Origin of the sequence: Streptomyces rapamycinicus NRRL 5491, from assembly GCF_024298965.1 — a bacterium.
Classification (GTDB): domain Bacteria; phylum Actinomycetota; class Actinomycetes; order Streptomycetales; family Streptomycetaceae; genus Streptomyces; species Streptomyces rapamycinicus.
Genome location: NZ_CP085193.1, coordinates 8,717,037 through 8,734,612, shown reverse-complemented (window position 1 = coordinate 8,734,612; position 17,576 = coordinate 8,717,037). Strand labels below are relative to the sequence as shown.

General features: G+C 72.1%; 20 protein-coding genes. 7 read left to right on the top strand and 13 right to left on the bottom strand.

Features of this window, described 5'->3' with window-relative positions; genetic code table 11:
* Positions 1–70: 70 nt before the first annotated feature.
* Together LIV37_RS36685 and LIV37_RS36680 are read right to left on the bottom strand one after the other, a co-directional pair.
* Positions 71–943 (bottom strand): polysaccharide deacetylase family protein, encoded by an 873-nt coding sequence (locus LIV37_RS36685; RefSeq protein WP_020872121.1) that lies wholly within the window; start codon positions 941–943, stop codon positions 71–73.
* Between the two features lie 104 nt (positions 944–1,047).
* A complete protein-coding gene (locus LIV37_RS36680) occupies positions 1,048–1,782 on the bottom strand; it encodes an SDR family oxidoreductase (protein WP_167525832.1) in 735 nt (244 codons plus the stop codon).
* 193 nt (positions 1,783–1,975) lie between these two features.
* Here LIV37_RS36680 and LIV37_RS36675 point away from each other — a divergent pair, with 193 nt between their 5' ends.
* From LIV37_RS36675 to LIV37_RS36660, 4 genes are all read left to right on the top strand, one after another.
* Positions 1,976–2,446 (top strand): OsmC family protein, encoded by a 471-nt coding sequence (locus tag LIV37_RS36675; protein WP_020872119.1) that lies wholly within the window; start codon positions 1,976–1,978, stop codon positions 2,444–2,446.
* Positions 2,447–2,652: 206 nt separating this feature from the next.
* Positions 2,653–4,290, top strand: coding sequence for an IS200/IS605 family element transposase accessory protein TnpB (locus LIV37_RS36670; RefSeq protein ID WP_020872118.1), 1,638 nt, complete (start codon positions 2,653–2,655; stop codon positions 4,288–4,290).
* A 239-nt stretch (positions 4,291–4,529) separates the two neighbouring features.
* Positions 4,530–5,171: an RNA polymerase sigma factor gene (locus LIV37_RS36665; RefSeq protein WP_121825056.1), complete on the top strand. Its 642-nt coding sequence runs from the start codon at positions 4,530–4,532 to the stop codon at positions 5,169–5,171.
* Positions 5,168–6,238 carry a CU044_5270 family protein gene (locus LIV37_RS36660; protein ID WP_020872116.1) on the top strand — a complete coding sequence of 357 codons (1,071 nt, stop codon included), beginning with the start codon at positions 5,168–5,170 and terminating at the stop codon, positions 6,236–6,238. Before LIV37_RS36665 ends, LIV37_RS36660 begins: the two co-directional genes overlap by 4 nt.
* A 54-nt stretch (positions 6,239–6,292) precedes the next feature.
* Here LIV37_RS36660 and hisF read toward each other — a convergent pair whose 3' ends face one another.
* From hisF to hisD, 8 genes are read right to left on the bottom strand one after another with little or no spacing between them, the layout of a single operon-like run.
* A complete protein-coding gene (gene hisF / locus LIV37_RS36655) occupies positions 6,293–7,063 on the bottom strand; it encodes an imidazole glycerol phosphate synthase subunit HisF (RefSeq protein WP_020872115.1) in 771 nt (256 codons plus the stop codon).
* Positions 7,060–7,470, bottom strand: a complete 411-nt coding sequence (locus LIV37_RS36650) for a Rid family hydrolase (RefSeq protein WP_020872114.1) — start codon at positions 7,468–7,470, stop codon at positions 7,060–7,062. The genes hisF and LIV37_RS36650 overlap by 4 nt, the downstream gene beginning before the upstream one ends.
* Positions 7,467–8,198, bottom strand: coding sequence for a bifunctional 1-(5-phosphoribosyl)-5-((5-phosphoribosylamino)methylideneamino)imidazole-4-carboxamide isomerase/phosphoribosylanthranilate isomerase PriA (gene priA, locus LIV37_RS36645; protein WP_020872113.1), 732 nt, complete (start codon positions 8,196–8,198; stop codon positions 7,467–7,469). Before priA ends, LIV37_RS36650 begins: the two co-directional genes overlap by 4 nt.
* 55 nt (positions 8,199–8,253) lie before the next feature.
* Entirely contained in the window at positions 8,254–8,898 is a 645-nt protein-coding gene (gene hisH, locus LIV37_RS36640) for an imidazole glycerol phosphate synthase subunit HisH (protein ID WP_121824083.1), read from the bottom strand.
* Positions 8,889–9,053: a hypothetical protein gene (locus LIV37_RS36635; protein WP_020872111.1), complete on the bottom strand. Its 165-nt coding sequence runs from the start codon at positions 9,051–9,053 to the stop codon at positions 8,889–8,891. Before LIV37_RS36635 ends, hisH begins: the two co-directional genes overlap by 10 nt.
* Before the next feature lies 1 nt (position 9,054).
* Positions 9,055–9,648 carry an imidazoleglycerol-phosphate dehydratase HisB gene (gene hisB, locus LIV37_RS36630; RefSeq protein WP_020872110.1) on the bottom strand — a complete coding sequence of 198 codons (594 nt, stop codon included), beginning with the start codon at positions 9,646–9,648 and terminating at the stop codon, positions 9,055–9,057.
* Positions 9,645–10,763 (bottom strand): histidinol-phosphate transaminase, encoded by a 1,119-nt coding sequence (locus LIV37_RS36625; RefSeq protein WP_020872109.1) that lies wholly within the window; start codon positions 10,761–10,763, stop codon positions 9,645–9,647. Before LIV37_RS36625 ends, hisB begins: the two co-directional genes overlap by 4 nt.
* A complete protein-coding gene (hisD, locus tag LIV37_RS36620) occupies positions 10,760–12,085 on the bottom strand; it encodes a histidinol dehydrogenase (protein WP_020872108.1) in 1,326 nt (441 codons plus the stop codon). The genes LIV37_RS36625 and hisD overlap by 4 nt, the downstream gene beginning before the upstream one ends.
* A gap of 156 nt (positions 12,086–12,241) precedes the next feature.
* On the opposite strand from hisD, the gene LIV37_RS36615 reads away from it, so the two are divergent.
* The 3 genes from LIV37_RS36615 to ybaK are packed head-to-tail and all read left to right on the top strand — an operon-like array spanning position 12,242 to position 15,142.
* Positions 12,242–13,837, top strand: a complete 1,596-nt coding sequence (locus LIV37_RS36615; protein WP_020872107.1) for a hypothetical protein — start codon at positions 12,242–12,244, stop codon at positions 13,835–13,837.
* A gap of 55 nt (positions 13,838–13,892) precedes the next feature.
* Positions 13,893–14,633 carry an LON peptidase substrate-binding domain-containing protein gene (locus tag LIV37_RS36610; RefSeq protein WP_020872106.1) on the top strand — a complete coding sequence of 247 codons (741 nt, stop codon included), beginning with the start codon at positions 13,893–13,895 and terminating at the stop codon, positions 14,631–14,633.
* 11 nt (positions 14,634–14,644) lie between these two features.
* The gene (gene ybaK, locus LIV37_RS36605; protein WP_020872105.1) at positions 14,645–15,142 is read left to right on the top strand and encodes a Cys-tRNA(Pro) deacylase; all 498 of its coding nucleotides are present in this window, start codon (positions 14,645–14,647) and stop codon (positions 15,140–15,142) included.
* Here the strand turns inward: ybaK and LIV37_RS36600 are convergent.
* The 3 genes from LIV37_RS36600 to LIV37_RS36590 form a co-directional block, all read right to left on the bottom strand.
* Positions 15,031–15,888 carry a hypothetical protein gene (locus LIV37_RS36600; RefSeq protein ID WP_020872104.1) on the bottom strand — a complete coding sequence of 286 codons (858 nt, stop codon included), beginning with the start codon at positions 15,886–15,888 and terminating at the stop codon, positions 15,031–15,033. The genes ybaK and LIV37_RS36600 overlap by 112 nt on opposite strands.
* A gap of 139 nt (positions 15,889–16,027) precedes the next feature.
* The gene (locus tag LIV37_RS36595) at positions 16,028–16,765 is read right to left on the bottom strand and encodes an SDR family NAD(P)-dependent oxidoreductase (protein ID WP_020872103.1); all 738 of its coding nucleotides are present in this window, start codon (positions 16,763–16,765) and stop codon (positions 16,028–16,030) included.
* A 13-nt stretch (positions 16,766–16,778) separates the two neighbouring features.
* Positions 16,779–17,561 (bottom strand): SDR family NAD(P)-dependent oxidoreductase, encoded by a 783-nt coding sequence (locus LIV37_RS36590; RefSeq protein ID WP_020872102.1) that lies wholly within the window; start codon positions 17,559–17,561, stop codon positions 16,779–16,781.
* Between the last annotated feature and the right edge of the window lie 15 nt (positions 17,562–17,576).

Genomic DNA, 17,576 nt, shown 5'->3' with positions numbered 1-17,576 from the left:
AGGTACACCGTGCGGCTGCTGCGATCAAAGCGGGCCCCGGCAACGGCGTCAAGTCGGCGGTACCGCTGGATCAGATGGCGTCACGCCGGCCGCCCCCGGACCAGATCCGCTGGAGCGGCCGGTAGTCGATCACCACGACGCCCTCCTCCGCCAGCAGTTCGCGGGCCCGCGCCGACGTCAGGAACGCGTGGTCGCCGTGGCGCACCCGCCATCCGCCGCCGGGCTCCGCGGCCCGCGACCGGGCGTCGTCAAGACCGGGGTGGACCGCCCACTCGCTGAGCCCGGGCGGAAGGGCGCGCAGCAACTCGGCGTAGCGGGCCGCCTTACCGTCGACGTCGAGGGCGAAGCTGTCCAGGAAGTCATGGTCGGTGACCGGCAGCCCCCGCCCGCGCGCCGTCCGGCGGCCGCCGTCGAGCCAGACCCGCACCGCCAGTCCGTACTCCCCCGCCAGCGCCACGGTCAGCTCGAAGACGTCCTCGCGGCCGCCGTCGGCCAGACAGTGCCAGTCCAGATGAGTCGGCGTCAGTCCCGCGTCGGCCACGGCCTCGATCTGCGCCCGGAACTCCCGCTCGACCTCCTCGGGGCGCGCCCGCGCGAACAGTTCCTCCCGCCGGCCGGCGGTGAAGAGCTCGCCCCGCTCGTCCAGCAGCGACGCCACCGTCGCCTTCGCGCTCAGCGGCCCCCACCGGAGGTGGTCCGCGTCGCGGACGAGGGTGAGGTGGATGCCGAACGGGATGCCCGGCCGCGCGCGCAGCATCCGCAGGGCCTGCGGCGCCCCCGGGCACGGCACCATCAGACTGCAGGAGCCGGCGATCCCCTCCTCGATCGCGTCGATGACGGCGACGTTGACCGACTCGTGCATGCCGAGGTCGTCGCAGTTGACGATGAGCACCCGCGCATCGGGCGGGAAACCCAGCAGCTGACTCGACGTGGCTCCGTCCATGACCTCAGTGTGAGCCGCCGTCAGCGATCGCCCCACCGGTTTTCCGCCCACCCCTCCTGGACGGCCCCCTCCTGGACGGCCCGCCCCTCCTGGACGGCCCGCCCCTACTGGGCGCTCGCCACCGGGCGCACCACGATCTCGTTGACGTCGACCTCGGGCGGCTGTCCGATGGCGTACGCGATGGCGTCGGCGATCGCGGAGGCGGGGATGGCCACCGAGCGGTAGGTCTTCATGGCCTCACGGGCGCTCGGGTCGGAGATGGACTCGGCGAGTTCGGACTCGGTCACGCCCGGGGAGACCAGGCTGACCCGGATGTGACCGGCCGACTCCTGGCGCAGCCCCTCCGAGATGGCGCGCACGGCGAACTTGGTGGCGCAGTACACCGCGGCGGTGGGCGACACCTCGTACGCGCCGACCGAGGCGATGTTCACGACGTGCCCGCCGCCCTGCTCCCGCATCACCGGCAGGGCCGCGGCGATGCCGTACAGCACACCGCGCACATTCACATCGAGCATCCGGTCCCATTCGTCGACCTTCAGCGCCTCGAGCGGTGAAAGGGGCATCACCCCGGCGTTGTTGACCAGCACGTCCACCCGCCCGAACCGCTCCCGGGCGGCCGCCACGAAGGCCCGCATGTCATCGGCCGCGGTGACGTCCAGCCTCTGGTACGCGGCGCTGCCGCCCTCGGCGGTGAGCTCCCCGGCCAGCTCCCCCAGCCGCTCGGTCCGCCGCGCCCCCAGATAGACCCGGTGCCCGTCGGCGGCGAGCCGGCGCGCGGTCGCCGCTCCGATCCCGCTGCTGGCCCCGGTGATGAGCACGACCTTGCCGGTCCCGGTCATGTCGTTCTTGGCGTTCATGGCGGTATCCCTTTCCGTCCCTGTGCGGCTCTGTGCCGACCCCACCGAGTCTGCGCAGGTCAGAGCCCCTGTACCAGGACGCGCTCCTCCTGGGTGCGACACTCCCAGTCAGCACGGCATGATGGGCAGGCGCCAGCTCCGCCACTGCTGGGACACGAAGGGGAGCACACAGACAATGGGCCGACAGCACACCTATCGCGCAACCGTCCGGTGGACCGGTAACACCGGTTCGGGGACGAGTGGCTACCGGGGCTACGGGCGGTCGCACGACATCCTCGGCGACGGGAAGCCGACCCTGCGGGGCAGTGCCGATCCCGCGTTCCTGGGGGACCCGGAGTGCTGGAATCCGGAGGAGTTCCTGCTGGCCTCGCTCTCGCAGTGCCACATGCTGACCTACCTCTCCGTATGCGCCCGGGACGGGGTGACGGTCACGGCGTACGAGGACGTCGCCGCCGGGGTCATGGAGGAGACGGCCGGGCACAGCGGACGCTTCGTCGAGGTGGTGCTCAATCCGGTGGTCACCGTCGCGGACGAATCGATGCTGGAGCGGGCGCGTTCGGCGCATACGGACGCCCATCAGACGTGCTTCATCGCGAACTCGGTCAACTTCCCCGTCCGCCACCAGCCGGCCGTCCGGGTCGGCTGAGCTCAGGCCGCCGTCAGGGTGGGGTTTCAAGCTGCTGCCGGTTGACAGCGTTTAGGCGCGTTTTGGCGTGCGGGACTGAGCATTGACGGCCGCGCGACGGGACTTGAAAAGGAACGGGAGTTCCTACCCCGAATGCGTGACCTTTGCGGGAGGTGCTCGCTGGGTGCGGTGACGGGAACTTCGAGCCGGGTAAGGGGGCGGGGGAAGTGGGTGAGCTGCGCGAGGTGGCGGCGCCGTTCGTGGTGCCCGGCCCGGCCGGAGTGTCGATCCGCTGCGGCCTCGAGGGTCTGACCGGGCAGGACGAGGAGGTCCTGCGTACGGTCGGGGGTTTGCTGGGCTCCCTGGCCTCCCGGGACCTGAAGGCCCGTTGCGCGGCCGGGCTGGATCACGACAGTGACCAGTGGGCGCGGCGCAAGCGAGTCGTGACCGGCCAGTCTTCCTCGCGCTGGGCGGGCAGCATCACCAAGGCCACGCATGACCAGTGGGCGCTGGCCCGGCGCGGTCAGCTCGCGCATATCCAGCACCTCCGGACGAGCATCGACATGATCGCGTTCCGGCTGTCGCTGCCGGTCGGGGCGAAGGGTTCCAAGGGCTCCCCGGGTGGTTACCGCTCCCGGCAGGAGTGGTTCGCCAAGGCCCGGCGCCTGCATCTGCTCCAGGACCGGCTGGAGCGGGAGCGGGCCGACCGTGAGGCCGGACGCGTGCGGGTGGTGCGCGGCGGAAAGAAGCTGCTGCGCCACCGGCACAACCTCCAAGCCGCCCGACTGACCGGGACGCGGTGGCGGGAGCGGTGGGAGGCCGGGCGCTGGTTCCTCCAGGCCGACGGCGAGTCGGGGAAGCGATGCGGGAACGAGACGATCCGTGTCACTCCGGACGGTGAGGTGAGCATCAAGCTTCCGGCGCCGCTGGCTGGACTGGCGAACGCGCCCCACGGCCGGTACGTGCTGGCCTGCCGGACCGGCTTCCGGCACCGGGGCGAGCAGTGGGCGGACCGCATCTCGGCGAACGGTGCCGTGGCCTACCGCATCCACTACGACGTGGAGCGTGACCGCTGGTACCTGACCGCCTCCTGGCAGAACCCACCGGTCAGGACGATGCCGCTGGAGGCGCCCCGGTCAGGCGGGCTGATCGGTGTGGACACCAACGCCGATCACCTGGCCGCCTGGCGCCTGGACCCCCACGGCAACCCCGTCGGCGAACCCCGCAGGTTCCCCTACGACCTCTCCGGCAACGCACCACACCGGGACGCACAGGTACGGCATGCCCTCATCCGCCTCCTGCACTGGGCCAGGCGCCACCACTTGGCCATCGCCATCGAAGACCTCGACTTCACCGCTGAGAAGACCCGCGAGAAGCACGGACGCCGCAAAAGCTTCCGGAAACTCATCTCCGGCCTGCCCGTCAGCACACTCCGGGCCCGTCTGGTCGCGATGGCGGCAGAACTGGGCATCGTCATCGTCGCCGTCGATCCCGCCTACACGTCCAAGTGGGGTGCTCAGCACTGGCTGAGGCCCCTCACCAGCAAGAATCGGGCCACCACGCGGCACGACGCCGCGAGCGTGGCCATCGGAAGGCGCGCCCTCGGGCACCGTATCCGGCGACGGACGGCACCGCCCCACACCCACCAGAGCGATGGGTGTAGGCATCGGACCGCCCAGGCCGGACACGGCGCCCAAGGGCGTGAGGAAAGCCGCCCCCGCATCCCCGGACCACGGACACGATCTGATGGCGCTGAGTGCGGAGCGAAAGCGGCCGACCAGTATGCCCAACACCGTTCGGGGCACACGGCTGGGCACGGGTTCTGGCAACAGGACCCACTCCCGCTCAGTCTTCAGGAACGGTAGTCCGTGTAGCCGGTCTTGCCGCCCACGTACGCCAGATACGCATACCGACGTCGGCGGCGACCCCGTCGCCGGGTAGTGCCGGGTTGGCGATCAGCGTGGCCGGCCAGGAGGGCCGAGGCGGGCGTCGCGACGGCGTCGGAGACCGGCCCGTGCCTTAACCCGTTCCTCAAGAGGTGTGGCACAGGTCACGGGAACCACCTCCGCCGTGCGGAGAGGCACGGGTGTGAGGTGTGAACGAGATGAGTGACGGCCTTCGGGCGCGAATACGGGCGGGTGACCGTGAGGCGTTCGCGGAGCTCTACGAGAGTTACGCGCGCACGGTCTACAACCATGCCTTCCGGCTGACCGGCGACTGGTCGGTGGCCGAGGAGGTGATGGGCGATACGTTCCTCGACGCCTGGCGGACCCGGGAGCAACTGGAGCCGGGCGACGGCACGCTGAAACCGTGGCTGCTGGGCGTGGCGACGAACAAGGCCCGCAACGCCAACCGCGGCATCGGCCGCCGCCTGGCCTTCCTGGCCCGCCGCCCGGCCCCCGCCCCGGTGGCGGACTTCGCCGACGAGGCGGCGGGCCGGATCGACGACGCCCGCCGGATCGCCGCCGTGCGCAGGGTGTTCGGACGGCTGCGGCGCGGGGAGCAGGAGGTGCTGGCGCTGTGCGTCTGGTCCGGTCTGGACTACGCACAGGCGGCCGAGGCCATGGGCATCCCGGTGGGGACGGTGCGCTCGCGGCTGTCCCGGGCCCGCGCCCGGCTGCGCGCCCTCGCCGATCAGCGGCTCGCGGAAGAAAAGAAGGAACCGCCGCACCGTCGCGGAGAGGTACAGCGTGAGGCCGCGTTCGCGGCCCTGCCCTTTCAGGAGTTTCAGGAGGACCCCCGATGAACGCCGCCGGCTCCGGGCCCGCCCGGCCCGAGCGCGAGCGCGAGGACGCCGCGTACGAGGACACCGCGTACGACGTGTACGAGGGCACCGCGCGCGAGGAGCTCGCCCGGCTGCTTCCTCCCGTCCCGGCCGAACGGGACGTGCCCTCCGCTCCGTACCTCCACCACAAGGACCGATTGATGCAGCACATCGATGACGACCAGAACCGCACCCCCGCGCCCGCCCGGAAGGTCCTGCGGCGGCTGCCGCGCCCGGTGCTGCTGATGCCCGCCGCGGCGCTGGCGCTGGCCGGGGCGCTGGCCATCACCTTCACCGGGGGCGGGACGTCCGGCGACACCACCGCCCAGCCGCGTGAGACCGCCACCGTCCTGCTCGACCGGATCGCCGGGACCGCGGCGAAGTCGGACGTCCAGCCGGTGCGACAGGACCAGTTCGTCTACGTCAAGAGCCTGACGGCGGGGGCCGAGATGAAGGAGGACGGCTCCTCGAAACTGGAGCCGCGGCATGAGCGTGAGGTCTGGATGTCGCAGCAGGTGAAGCGGATCACCAAGACCGGCGAGATAAAGGAAAACGGGGAGTGGGGCCGGATGGCCGAGTTGGGTGGGTCCCCGGCGGGCGTCCACCGCCCCACGTACCAGTGGCTGGCGTCCCTGCCGACCGACCCGGACGCCCTGCTCGAGGAGCTGTACCGGATGGCGAGCCCGGACGAGGACGTGGAGAAGGCGCAGGCCGTCTTCAACCGGATCGGCTCCTTCCTGGGTGAGACGGTGATGCCGCCGGAGAACGCGGCCGCTCTCTACAAGGCCGCCGCGAAGCTCCCCGGGGTGACGCGGAAGGAGGACGCGGTGGACGCGGCCGGCCGCCACGGGGTCGGCATCGCCCGCGTCGACAAGAGGTCGGGGGAGGCCACCGAGTGGGTCTTCGACCGGGACAGCCTGACCCTGCTCGGTGAGCGCAGCTACCTGACGAGGGACGTCGGGGCGGGCAAGAAGGGCGACGTCATGGAGAAGACCGCGTACCTGAAGCGCGGGATCGTCGACCACTACCGCGAGCGGCCGACCAGCTGAGACGCGACGCGGCGGGGGATCACCATCGGTGGTCCCCCGCCGCCGTGACGTACCTCAGCGCACCGGGTGCCCCGCGTCCCGCAGCGCGTCCTTGACCTCGCCGATGCGCAGATCGCCGAAGTGGAAGACGGAGGCGGCCAGCACCGCGTCCGCGCCCGCCGCGACCGCCGGGGCGAAGTCGGTGAGCTTACCGGCGCCGCCACTGGCGATCACCGGGACGGTGACGTGCTTGCGGACGGCCCCGATCATGGCCGTGTCGTAGCCGTCCTTGGTGCCGTCCGCGTCCATGGAGTTCAGCAGGATCTCCCCGGCGCCCAGCTCCGCCGCGCGGTGGGCCCATTCGACGGCGTCGATGCCGGTGCCGCGGCGGCCGCCGTGGGTGGTGACCTCGTAGCCGGAGGGGGTCACCGTCCCCTCGAGGCAGCGGCGGGCGTCGACCGAGAGGACCAGCACCTGGCTGCCGAAGCGCTCGGCGATCTCGCGGATCAGCTCGGGGCGGGCGATGGCGGCGGTGTTGACGCCGACCTTGTCCGCCCCGGCGCGCAGCAGCTTGTCGACGTCCTCCGGGGTGCGGACGCCACCGCCGACCGTGAGCGGGATGAAGACCTGCTCGGCGGTGCGGCGGACCACGTCGTAGGTGGTCTCGCGGTCGCCCGAGGAGGCGGTGATGTCGAGGAAGGTCAGCTCGTCCGCGCCCTCCTCGCCGTAGATCTTGGCCATCTCGACCGGGTCGCCCGCGTCGCGCAGATTCTGGAAGTTGACGCCCTTGACGACCCGGCCGTTGTCCACGTCCAGGCAGGGGATGACTCGGACCGCCAGGGTCATGACTGTCGTGCTCCTCGGAATGCTTCCAGTTCGACTTCTACCAGGACGCGCGAGTCGACGAAGCCGGACACCACGACCAGCGTCGCGGCGGGGCGCACGGCGTCGAAGAGCTCCTTGTGGGCGCGGCCCACCTCGTCCACGTCGCGGGCGTGGGTGAGGTACATACGGGTGCGGACCACCGATTCGACGCCGAGGTCGAACTTCGTCAGCGCGTCCAGCGCATGGCGGAAGGCCGCGAGCGTCTGCTCGTACGGATCCCCCTCGCCCTCCAGGACGCCGCGCTCCGCGAGCGGCATCGTCCCGGCGACGAGCACCAGGTCACCGGCCTCGACGGCCCGGGCGAACCCAATGGTCTGTTCCCACGGACTCTCGGTCTGGACCCGTCGCCCGATCTCGGGTGAGGTCATACGGCCACCGCCTCCAACGCCTCTTCCAAGGTGAACGCCTTGGCGTAGAGCGCCTTGCCCACGATGGCGCCCTCGACACCTTCCGGTACCAGGGTCGCAAGGGCACGCAGGTCGTCAAGCGAGGAAACGCCGCCGGAGGCGACGACGGGCCGGTCGGTCGCGGCGCAGACATTGCGCAGCAGCTCCAGGTTGGGGCCCTGGAGGGTGCCGTCCTTGGCGATGTCGGTGACGACGTAGCGGGCGCAGCCCTCGGAGTCGAGGCGGGTCAGCGTCTCGTACAGATCGCCGCCGTCCCGGGTCCAGCCGCGGCCGCGCAGCGTGGTGCCGCGCACATCGAGGCCCACGGCGATCAGCTCGCCGTGCTCGGCGATGACCTTGGCGACCCACTCGGGGGACTCCAGCGCGGCCGTGCCGAGGTTCACCCGGGCGCAGCCGGTGGCCAGGGCGGCGGCCAGCGAGGCGTCGTCGCGGATCCCGCCGGACAGCTCGACCTTGAGGTCCATGGCGCGGGCCACCTCGGCGATCTGCGCGCGGTTGTCCCCGGTGCCGAAGGCGGCGTCGAGGTCCACCAGGTGCAGCCACTCGGCGCCCGCCCGCTGCCAGGCCAGGGCGGCCTCCATCGGGTCGCCGTACGACGTCTCGGAGCCGGACTCGCCGTGGACGAGGCGGACGGCCTGGCCGTCGCGGACATCGACGGCGGGGAGGAGTTCGAGGCGGTGCGTGCGCATGCGGACAACCTTCGGTGGGAGCGTGCGGGCGGTGAGAGCTGGCGCGGGGGGCCGGTCAGAGCGTGTCGAGCCAGTTGCGGAGCAGCCGCGCCCCGGCGTCGCCCGACTTCTCGGGGTGGAACTGGGTGGCCCACAGCGGGCCGTTCTCGACGGCGGCGACGAACGGCTCGCCGTGGGTGGACCAGGTGACCTTGGGGGCGGGGATATGCCGGTTGGTGACCTCGAACTCCCAGGTGCGGACCGCGTAGGAGTGAACGAAGTAGTACCGCTCGCCCTCGTCGAGGCCCGCGAAGAGCTGGGAGTCGCCGGGTGCCTTGACCGTGTTCCAGCCCATGTGGGGGACGACGGGGGCGCGCAGCGGCTCGACCGTGCCGGGCCACTCGTCCAGGCCCTCGGCCGGGGCGCCGTGCTCGATACCGCGCCCGAAGAGGATCTGCATGCCGACGCAGATGCCCATGACCGGGCGGCCGCCGGACAGCCGGCGCCCCACGATCCAGTCGCCGCGCGCCGCGCGCAGCCCATTCATACAGGCGGCGAAGGCGCCGACACCGGGGACGAGCAGGCCGTCGGCGGCCATGGCCTTGTCGTAGTCACGGGTGATCTCGACCCGCGCGCCGACATGGGCGAGGGCCCGCTCGGCGGACCGGACGTTGCCGAATCCGTAGTCGAGGACAACGACGCTCTTGTTGCTCAATTCCATACCTCAAGCCGCAGGACGCCGGCGAGCAGCGCCATCGTGGCGCCGATCCCGAGCAGCGTGATGATGCTCTTGGACATGCCCTGCTTGACGAAGGAGACGACCCCGCCGAGCAGAAACAGCCCCACGAGGATGAATACGGTCGACAGGCCATTCACGTCAGAGGGCGCCCTTCGTGGAGGGGAGGATCCCGGCGGCGCGGGGGTCGCGCTCGCTGGCGTAGCGCAGGGCCCGCGCCAGGGCCTTGAACTGGCACTCCACGATGTGGTGGGCGTTGCGCCCGTAGGGCACGTGGATATGCAGGGCGATCTGCGCCTGGGCCACGAAGGACTCCAGGATGTGCCGGGTCATCGTGGTGTCGTAGGTGCCGATCATCGGCGCGATGTTCTCCGGCTCGGTGTGCACCAGGTACGGGCGGCCGGAGAGGTCGACCGTCACCTGGGCCAGCGACTCGTCCAGCGGCACCGTGCAGTTGCCGAAGCGGTAGATGCCCACCTTGTCGCCGAGCGCCTGCTTGAAGGCGGCGCCGAGCGCGAGGGCGGTGTCCTCGATGGTGTGGTGGGTGTCGATGTGCAGGTCGCCCTCGGTCTTGACCGTGAGGTCGAAGAGGCCGTGGCGGCCGAGCTGGTCGAGCATGTGGTCGTAGAAGCCGACCCCTGTCGACACATCGACCTGGCCGGTGCCGTCGAGGTCGATCTCGACGACGACCGAGGTCTCCTTGGTGCTGCGCTCCACGCGTCCCACGCGGGTCATGCGCTCTTCTCCTTCATCAGCTCGCGTACCGCGTCGAGGAACGCGTCGTTCTCGGCCGGGGTCCCCGCGGTGACCCGCAGCCATCCCGGTACACCGTTGTCACGGACCAGGACGCCCCGGTCCAGCAGGCCCTGCCACGCCGCGTGGGCGTCCTCGAAGCGGCCGAACTGGACGAAGTTGGCGTCGGAGTCGGTCACCTGGCAGCCGATGGTGCGCAACTCGCTCACCAGCCGGTCGCGCTCGGCCTTGAGCGCCTCGACGTACCCCAGCAGCGTATCGGTGTGCTCCAGGGCGGCCAGCGCGGTGGCCTGGGTGATGGCCGACAGGTGGTACGGCAGGCGGACCAGCTGGACGGCGTCGACGACCGCCGGGTCGGCGGCGAGGTAGCCGAGCCGCAGCCCGGCCGCGCCGAACGCCTTGGACATGGTCCGCGAGAGCACCAGCCGCGGCCGCCCCTCGATCAGCGGCAGCAGCGACGGACGGTGGCTGAACTCCCCGTACGCCTCGTCCACGACGACGAGCGCCCCGGCGGTGTCCGCCCTGGCGTCCTGGGCCGCGTCGTGCAGCGCGAGCACCGCCTCGGCGGCGACCGCCGTCCCCGTCGGATTGTTCGGCGAGGTGATGAAGACGACGTCGGGGCGGTGCTCGGCGATGGCCTTACGGGCGGCATCGACATCGATGGTGAAGTCGGCGTTCCGCGGACCGGAAATCCAGCCGGTGCCGGTGCCACGGGAGATCAGCGCGTGCATCGAGTACGAGGGCTCGAAGCCGATCGCGGTGCGCCCCGGGCCGCCGAAGGTCTGCAGCAGCTGCTGGAGCACCTCGTTGGACCCGTTGGCCGCCCAGACCTGGGCGACGCCGACTTCGAGACCGGCCGTACGGCTGAGGTAGCGGGCCAGCCCGGTGCGGAGCTCGACCGCGTCCCGGTCCGGGTAGCGGTTGAGGTTGCGGGCCGCCTCGGCGACCCGCTCGGCGATCCGGGCGACCAGCGGCTCGGGCAGCGGATAGGGGTTCTCGTTGGTGTTCAGCCGTACGGGCACGTCCAGCTGCGGAGCGCCGTACGGGGATTTGCCACGGAGCTCGTCCCGGATCGGGAGATCGTCAATGCCGGTCACTTGCTCGGTGGCACCTTCCAGTCGAACCTTGCCTTCACCGCGGCGCCGTGGGCGGGCAGATCCTCCGCCTCGGCCAGCGTCACCACATGGCCGGCGATCTCGGCCAGCGCGTCCCGGGTGTAGTCCACCACATGGATGCCGCGCAGGAAGGACTGCACGGACAGCCCCGAGGAGTGACAGGCGCAGCCGCCGGTGGGCAGCACGTGGTTGGAGCCCGCCGCGTAGTCGCCGAGCGACACCGGGGCGTAGGCCCCGACGAAGATCGCCCCGGCGTTGCGCACCCGGGCCGCGACGGCCGCCGCGTCCTCGGTCTGGATCTCCAGGTGCTCGGCCGCGTACGCGTCCACGACGGCCAGGCCCTGCTCCAGACCGTCCACCAGTACGATGCCGGACTGCCGCCCGGCCAGCGCCGGACCGATCCGGTCCGCGACATGCTTGGTGGCACCGACCTGGGTCTCGAGTTCCTTCTCGACCGCGGCCGCCAGCTCCTCGGAGTCGGTGACCAGCACGGACGCGGCCAGCGGATCGTGCTCGGCCTGGCTGATCAGGTCCGCGGCGACATGCACCGGGTCGGCGGTGGCGTCGGCGAGGATGGCGATCTCGGTCGGCCCGGCCTCGGCGTCGATGCCGATCCGGCCCTTGAGCAGCCGCTTGGCCGCCGCGACCCAGATGTTGCCGGGACCAGTCACCATCGAGACCGGACGGCAGTCCTCGGTGCCGTAGGCGAACATCGCCACGGCCTGGGCGCCGCCCGCCGCGTACACCTCGTCCACGCCCAGCAGCGCGCACGCCGCGAGGATGGTGGGGTGCGGCAGCCCGCCGAACTCCGCCTGCGGCGGGGAGGCGACGGCCATCGAGGCGACCCCGGCCTCCTGCGCGGGCACCACGTTCATCACCACGGAGGAGGGGTAGACCGAGCGCCCGCCCGGTACGTACAGCCCGACGCGGTCGACCGGCACCCAGCGCTCGGTGACGGTGCCGCCCGGCACCACCTGGGTGGTGTGGTCGGTGCGCCGCTGGTCGCGGTGGACCAGCCGGGCCCGCCGGACGGCCTCCTCCAGGGCGGCCCGCACGGCCGGGTCCAGCTCGGCGAGGGCGCTCTCCAGCGCCTCCGCGGGGACCCGCACCCGCTCCATGGTCACGCCGTCGAACCGATGGGCGTAGTCGATCAGCGCAGCGGTACCGCGATGGCGCACGTCGTCGCAGATGGGCCGCACCTTCTCCAGGGCGGCCTCGACGTCGAGCTCGGCACGGGGCAGCAGGTCGCGGTCGATCCCGCCCTCCGGGAAGGCGGCGCCGCGCAGATCGATACGGGAGATCACGCGATCAATTGTCTCAGACCCGCCACGAGGCCCCTCCCCCCGTATCAGCCAGTGATACGGACCCCCTAAGTTGACCCTGACCGTTGGCGTTCAACCGGTTACTCAGCGGGAATGTGCTCCGTACGGGGACACGGAGAATCAGGAGGGGACACGGCTGTGACCGAGCCGCACGATGGCGATCCACCCCCGGGCCTCGATCTGACCACCGCCGAATGGGGCATGTGGCAGGCGTTCCGCAATGGCAGCACCCATGATCTGCGCACCTCCCACCCCCAGCGGAACGACCCCTCAGGACCGTATGCCTGGGGCCCGGAGCGCAGTGTCCGCGCGCGTGTCGTGGCCCTCCTGCTGCTGGACGGGCCGCCCGCGCAGCCCGGCCGGGTCTCGGCGCTCAAGCTCAACGGGGTGCACATCACCGGCACGCTCGATCTGGCCGGCGGGAACATCGAGCCCTATGTGGAGCTCAAGAACTGCCGCTTCGAGCGGGAGGTGCTGGTCCCCGAGGCGCAGTTCACCACCCTGCGCCTGGTGGGCTGTTCGCTGCCCCGGCTGGAGGCGGCCCGGCTGCGCACCGAGGGCGATCTGCATCTGCCGCGCTGTGTGGTCGAACACGGCATCCGGCTCACCGATGCCCATATCGGCACCGATTTACTGCTCAACCAGCTCATCGTGCGCCGCGACCGCCGGGGCATGTCGATCAGCGCCGACGGGCTGACCGTCGCCCAGGACTTCCAGGCCGACATGATCGAGTCGTACGGCGAGCTGAGCCTGCGCGGGGCGCAGATCGGCGTGTCGCTCAGCCTGCGCGGCAGCCGGCTGCGCAACCCTTACGGCCGCCGCGCGCTGAACGCGCCGCAGCTGACCGTGGAGCGCAGCCTGTACCTCACCGCGGGCGGGGTGAGCACGTACTCCAGCGGCTCCACCCCGCCGTACGGCACCGCCTCCACCCCCACCCGCGGCACCCGGATCCAGCGCTTCGAGTGCGAGGGCGGAGTCCGGCTGGACGACGGGCGGATCGGCGACGCGATCGACTTCGACCAGGCCCGTTTCATCATGGAGAACGACCAGGAGCTGTCGCTGCGCCGGGTCCAGACGCCCGAGCTGCGCTTCCTCGGGGAGCGGCCGCAGCGCGGACGGGTGATCCTCTCCGGCGCCCGGGTGGTCAACCTTGTCGACAAGTCGGTGAGCTGGCCGGGGCCCGGCGGGCTGACCATGGCCGGGTTCAGCTATGAGTGCCTGATCCCGCGCGGCCACTTCCCGCTGGCCCGGCGGCTGGAGTGGGTGGCCGCCGCCACACCCGAGTACGCGCCCGAGCCGTACGAGATGCTGGCCAACTCGATGCGGACCAGCGGCGAGGACGCCGACGCGCGCGAGGTGCAGCTCGCCAAGCAGCGGCGCCGCCGGGAGACCCTGCCGCTCGCCGGGAAGGTGTGGGGCTACCTCCAGGACTGGACGGTGGCCTACGGCTACCGCCCGGGCCGGGCGGCGGTGTGGATGGCGGTGCTGTGGGCGGTCGGCTCGGTGTTCTTCGCCCACAACCGGCCGGAGGCGCTGAAGCCCGATGAATCGCCGAACTGGAACGCCTCGCTGTACACGCTCGACCTGCTGATCCCGGTCATCGATCTGGGCATGGACGGCTACTGGAAACCCCAGGGCGCCGTCCAATGGGCCTCCATCGTCATGATCCTTCTGGGCTGGGTGCTGGCCACCGCGGTCGCCGCCGGCGCGTCCCGGCTGCTGCGGCGCCAGTGACCGCTGCTCCGGCGCCAGTGAAAGGGAACGCGCGGGGCCATTAGGCTTACGCCCCGTGACCTCCGCGCGCCTTCCGCTCTTCCCGCTGAACACGGTGCTGTTCCCGGGGCTCGTCATGCCCCTGAACGTCTTCGAGCAGCGGTACCGCTCCCTGATGCGCGATCTGTCGGCGCTCCCCGAGGACGCGCCGCGCCGGTTCGGCGTGATCGCGATCAGGGACGGCTATGAGGTCGCGCCGAGCGCGATCGGCCTCCCGGACTCCCACACGCCGCCGGACCCCGGCCCCACCGCCGGGTTCGGCCCCGACCCCGCCAAGTCCTTCTACTCCGTGGGATGCGTGGCCGACGCGGCCACCATCCGGGAGCAGGAGGACGGCACCTTCGAGGTGCTGGCCACCGGCACCACCCGCTTCGAGCTGGTCTCCGTGGACTCCTCGGGCCCGTATCTGACGGCCGAGGTCAAGGAGCTGGAGGAGGAGCAGGGCGAGGGCGCCGGGGCGCTGGCCTCGGGGGTCGTACGGGCCTTCCGCATGTACCAGAAGCGGCTCGCGGGAGCCCGGGAGCGCACCCTGGCGGCCGAGCAGGACCTGCCGGGCGAGCCATCCGTCCTCTCCTACCTGGTGGCGGCCGCCGCCGTGCTCGACACGCCCGCGAAGCAGCGGCTGCTGCAGGCGCCGGACACCGCGAGCCGGCTGGCCGACGAGCTGAAACTCCTTCGCGCCGAGAGCGCGGTCATCGGTAAGCTCCCGTCGCTCCCCGCCGTCGATCTGACCCGCGGTCCCACCAGCCCCAACTGACGCGGACGAACATGCCGAAGAAGACCAAGAAGAACTCGGCGGGCACCCCCGCCACCACCGCCCTCACCGCCGCGGGCACGGACTTCACCGTGCACTCCTACGAGCACGACCCGGCGGCCCCGTCCTACGGCGAGGAGGCCGCCCAGGCGCTCGGCGTCGCACCGGAGCGGGTCTTCAAGACCCTCGTCGCGAGCGTCGATGACCGCCTTACGGTCGCCATCGTGCCCGTCTCGGCCACGCTCGACCTCAAGGCGCTCGCCTCGGCGGTCGGCGGCAAGCGCGCCACGATGGCGGACCCGGCGGTGGCCGAGCGCACCACGGGCTATGTGCGCGGCGGGATCTCCCCGCTCGGCCAGCGCAAGCGCCTCCCGACGGCCCTGGACGCCTCGGCCGACGGCTACGAGACGATCTGCGTCTCGGCGGGCCGCCGCGGGCTGGAGGTCGAGCTGTCCCCCAAGGACCTGGCGTCGCTGACGGCCGCGGTGGTGGCACCGATCGCCCGCTCGTAGCTCTGCTCGTGGTTCCGCTCGTAGCTCTCATGGCGGGCCCGCTCATGGCTCGCGCGGCAGGTGCGGGCCCGCACCACGTGCCCGTCGCGGATCTCCACGTCGTACCCGGCGGCGGGACCGAGCGGGCCCCGGACCGCGAGCGCGTCCCCGTCCAGCCGGCCGCTCTGCCGGATCCACTCCAGCCGGACCAGGGTGTCGGCGGCCAGGGCACAGGGGTCCGGGCCGGTCGGCGGTGACCACAGGGCGGGCGCGGGACGGGCCCAGGCGTCCGCCACGCCCTCCACCCGCTCCAGATAGCGGCGGGGGAACCAGCGGGGCGAGGCGAGCGCGGCGATGACGGCGCGGGCCGTGGCCCCGGAGTCCACCAACGCCACTGTCCCGGGCACCTCCAACGCGGCGTCGGCCCGGCGGGCCCCGCCCGGGGCGACGCGCAGCACCACGCCCCGGCGCCGGTCCTCCTCCCCGGGCACGGACAGTGGCCCGGACGGCCGCGCGCGGTCCGGAGATGCCGGTTCCGCTCCGGGGGCCCAGCGCCGTACGGCAGCCACCAGGGCGACCAGCCCCGCACAGGCCGTGGTCGCTCCGGTGGGTCCGGTCACCAGCCAGCCGCCGCTCCCGACCGCCACCCGCACCCCGGGCCGGTCCACCGCGCCGACCGCGGCGGCCACCGCCCGGCGGGCGGCGATCCCGCTGACCCAGGGCCGCGCCCAGTCGAACGCGCCCCGCTCACCGCAGGCCCCGCACATCCCGCCACCTTCCTTCTTCTGTCGTTCCCGCTTCTGTCGTTCCGCTTCTGTCGCCCCGAGCCGTATGCGTCCGGGCCCGGCCCGCCGAGTCCGCGGTTCGCGTCCGACGCGGGGAGGGCCGCGGCCGACGCCGACGCGGCTACGGCATCACATCGCCGCTGTTGGGGCCGAGGGTCTGGCCGACGTACAGATTGCCGCCGGGGTCGCTGGCGAGCAGCACGGCGGTCGGGGCGACCTCCTCGGGCCGGCCGAACCGCCCCAGTGGCAGTTCGGCCTGTTTGGCCGCCTTCCACTCCGGGGTGATCCCGGCGACCAGCGGGGTGTCGATCGGCCCCGGCGCGATGGCGTTCACCAGGACGCCCCGCTCCGCGACCTCCAGGGCCAGCGACTTGGTCAGCCCGATGACCCCGGCCTTGGCGGCCGCGTAGTGGGACAGCGACCGGCCACCCTTGATACCGAGCTGCGAGGCGATGTTGATGACCCTCCCCCAGCCCCGTTCCGCCATCTGGGGGACCGCGTAGCGGCAGCAGAGGAAGACGCCCGTCAGATCGACCGCGAGGGTCTCGGACCACATCCGCGGGTCCATCTCCAGCAGCGGCGCCTCGGTGAGGATGCCCGCGGCGTTGACGAGGATGTCGATTCCGCCGAACTCCCCGACCGCGGCCGACATCACCGCCTCCACGGCGGCCGGATCGCTCACGTCCACCGCCGTGTGCCCCGCGGCGCCGGTCCGCTCGGCCACGGCCCTCGCCCGCTCCCCGTCGCGGTCGGCCACCACCACCCGGGCCCCTTCGGCCGCGTAGGCCTCGACGACGGCGCGGCCGATCCCGCTGGCCCCGCCGGTGATGAACGCCCTCCGTCCGTCCAGCGCACCCATCAGCGCTCCCTCCTCATGCCGGCATCCTCACGGTGAGGCCGCCGTCGACGACCAGGCTCTGACCGGTGATGTACGAGGCGCCGCCCGAGGTCAGATAGGCGATCGCGGAGGCGATCTCCCCGGGCCTCCCGACCCGTCCCCAGGGGATGCCCCCGGCGGCACGGGACAGCCCCTCGGGACCGAGCGAGTTGACGGGGTCGGAGGACTGGGGGGTTTCGATGAGCCCCGGAACGACGGAGTTGACGCGGATGCCCCGCGGGGCGAGTTCGACCGCGAGACTGCGGCACAGCCCGAGCACACCGGCCTTCGCGGCGGCGTAGTGGGCATGGTCGTCCCAGCCGTAGACCCCGCCCGCGATGGAGGACACCGCCACCATCGCGCCCGGTCCGTCCATCCGCCGCGCGGCGGAGCGCAGGGTGCGCAGCACCCCGGTGAGGTCGACGGAGAGCATGTCGTCCCAGGCGTCGTCGGTGAGCCGATCGAGCGGTGCCCGGCGCAGCACCCCGGCGTTGGCCACGGCGATGTCCAGGCGGCCGAAGGCCGTAAGGGCGTGTTCGGCGAACGCCTCGACCTGAGCGGGGTCGCGCACATCGACGTCGTACCGCGTGCACTCCCCGCCCGCCGCCTTCACCAGGCGCTCGGTCTCGGCGGGGTCGTGGGGGTCGCCGGGGTAGCCGCCGATGACGGTGCGCACCCCGCGGCGGGCGTACTCCACGGCGAGTGCGCGGCCGATGCCGCTGGCCGCCCCGGTGATGACGGCGACGCGCCGGTCCGTGGGATGGTCGGTCCTTGCCACTGTGGTCTTCTCCCG

What these genes read in the sequence shown, in the direction of transcription:
- LIV37_RS36675 (WP_020872119.1), top strand. Translation starts at nt 1,976, where the DNA reads ATGGGCCGACAGCACACCTATCGCGCAACCGTCCGGTGGACCGGTAAC.
- LIV37_RS36600 (WP_020872104.1), bottom strand. Translation starts at nt 15,888, where the DNA reads ATGTGCGGGGCCTGCGGTGAGCGGGGCGCGTTCGACTGGGCGCGGCCC.
- LIV37_RS36665 (WP_121825056.1), top strand. Translation starts at nt 4,530, where the DNA reads ATGAGTGACGGCCTTCGGGCGCGAATACGGGCGGGTGACCGTGAGGCG.
- LIV37_RS36685 (WP_020872121.1), bottom strand. Translation starts at nt 943, where the DNA reads ATGGACGGAGCCACGTCGAGTCAGCTGCTGGGTTTCCCGCCCGATGCG.
- priA (WP_020872113.1), bottom strand. Translation starts at nt 8,198, where the DNA reads ATGCGCACGCACCGCCTCGAACTCCTCCCCGCCGTCGATGTCCGCGAC.
- LIV37_RS36650 (WP_020872114.1), bottom strand. Translation starts at nt 7,470, where the DNA reads ATGACCTCACCCGAGATCGGGCGACGGGTCCAGACCGAGAGTCCGTGG.
- hisB (WP_020872110.1), bottom strand. Translation starts at nt 9,648, where the DNA reads ATGACCCGCGTGGGACGCGTGGAGCGCAGCACCAAGGAGACCTCGGTC.
- hisH (WP_121824083.1), bottom strand. Translation starts at nt 8,898, where the DNA reads ATGGAATTGAGCAACAAGAGCGTCGTTGTCCTCGACTACGGATTCGGC.
- ybaK (WP_020872105.1), top strand. Translation starts at nt 14,645, where the DNA reads ATGCCGAAGAAGACCAAGAAGAACTCGGCGGGCACCCCCGCCACCACC.
- LIV37_RS36680 (WP_167525832.1), bottom strand. Translation starts at nt 1,782, where the DNA reads ATGACCGGGACCGGCAAGGTCGTGCTCATCACCGGGGCCAGCAGCGGG.
- LIV37_RS36595 (WP_020872103.1), bottom strand. Translation starts at nt 16,765, where the DNA reads ATGGGTGCGCTGGACGGACGGAGGGCGTTCATCACCGGCGGGGCCAGC.
- hisF (WP_020872115.1), bottom strand. Translation starts at nt 7,063, where the DNA reads ATGACCCTGGCGGTCCGAGTCATCCCCTGCCTGGACGTGGACAACGGC.
- LIV37_RS36660 (WP_020872116.1), top strand. Translation starts at nt 5,168, where the DNA reads ATGAACGCCGCCGGCTCCGGGCCCGCCCGGCCCGAGCGCGAGCGCGAG.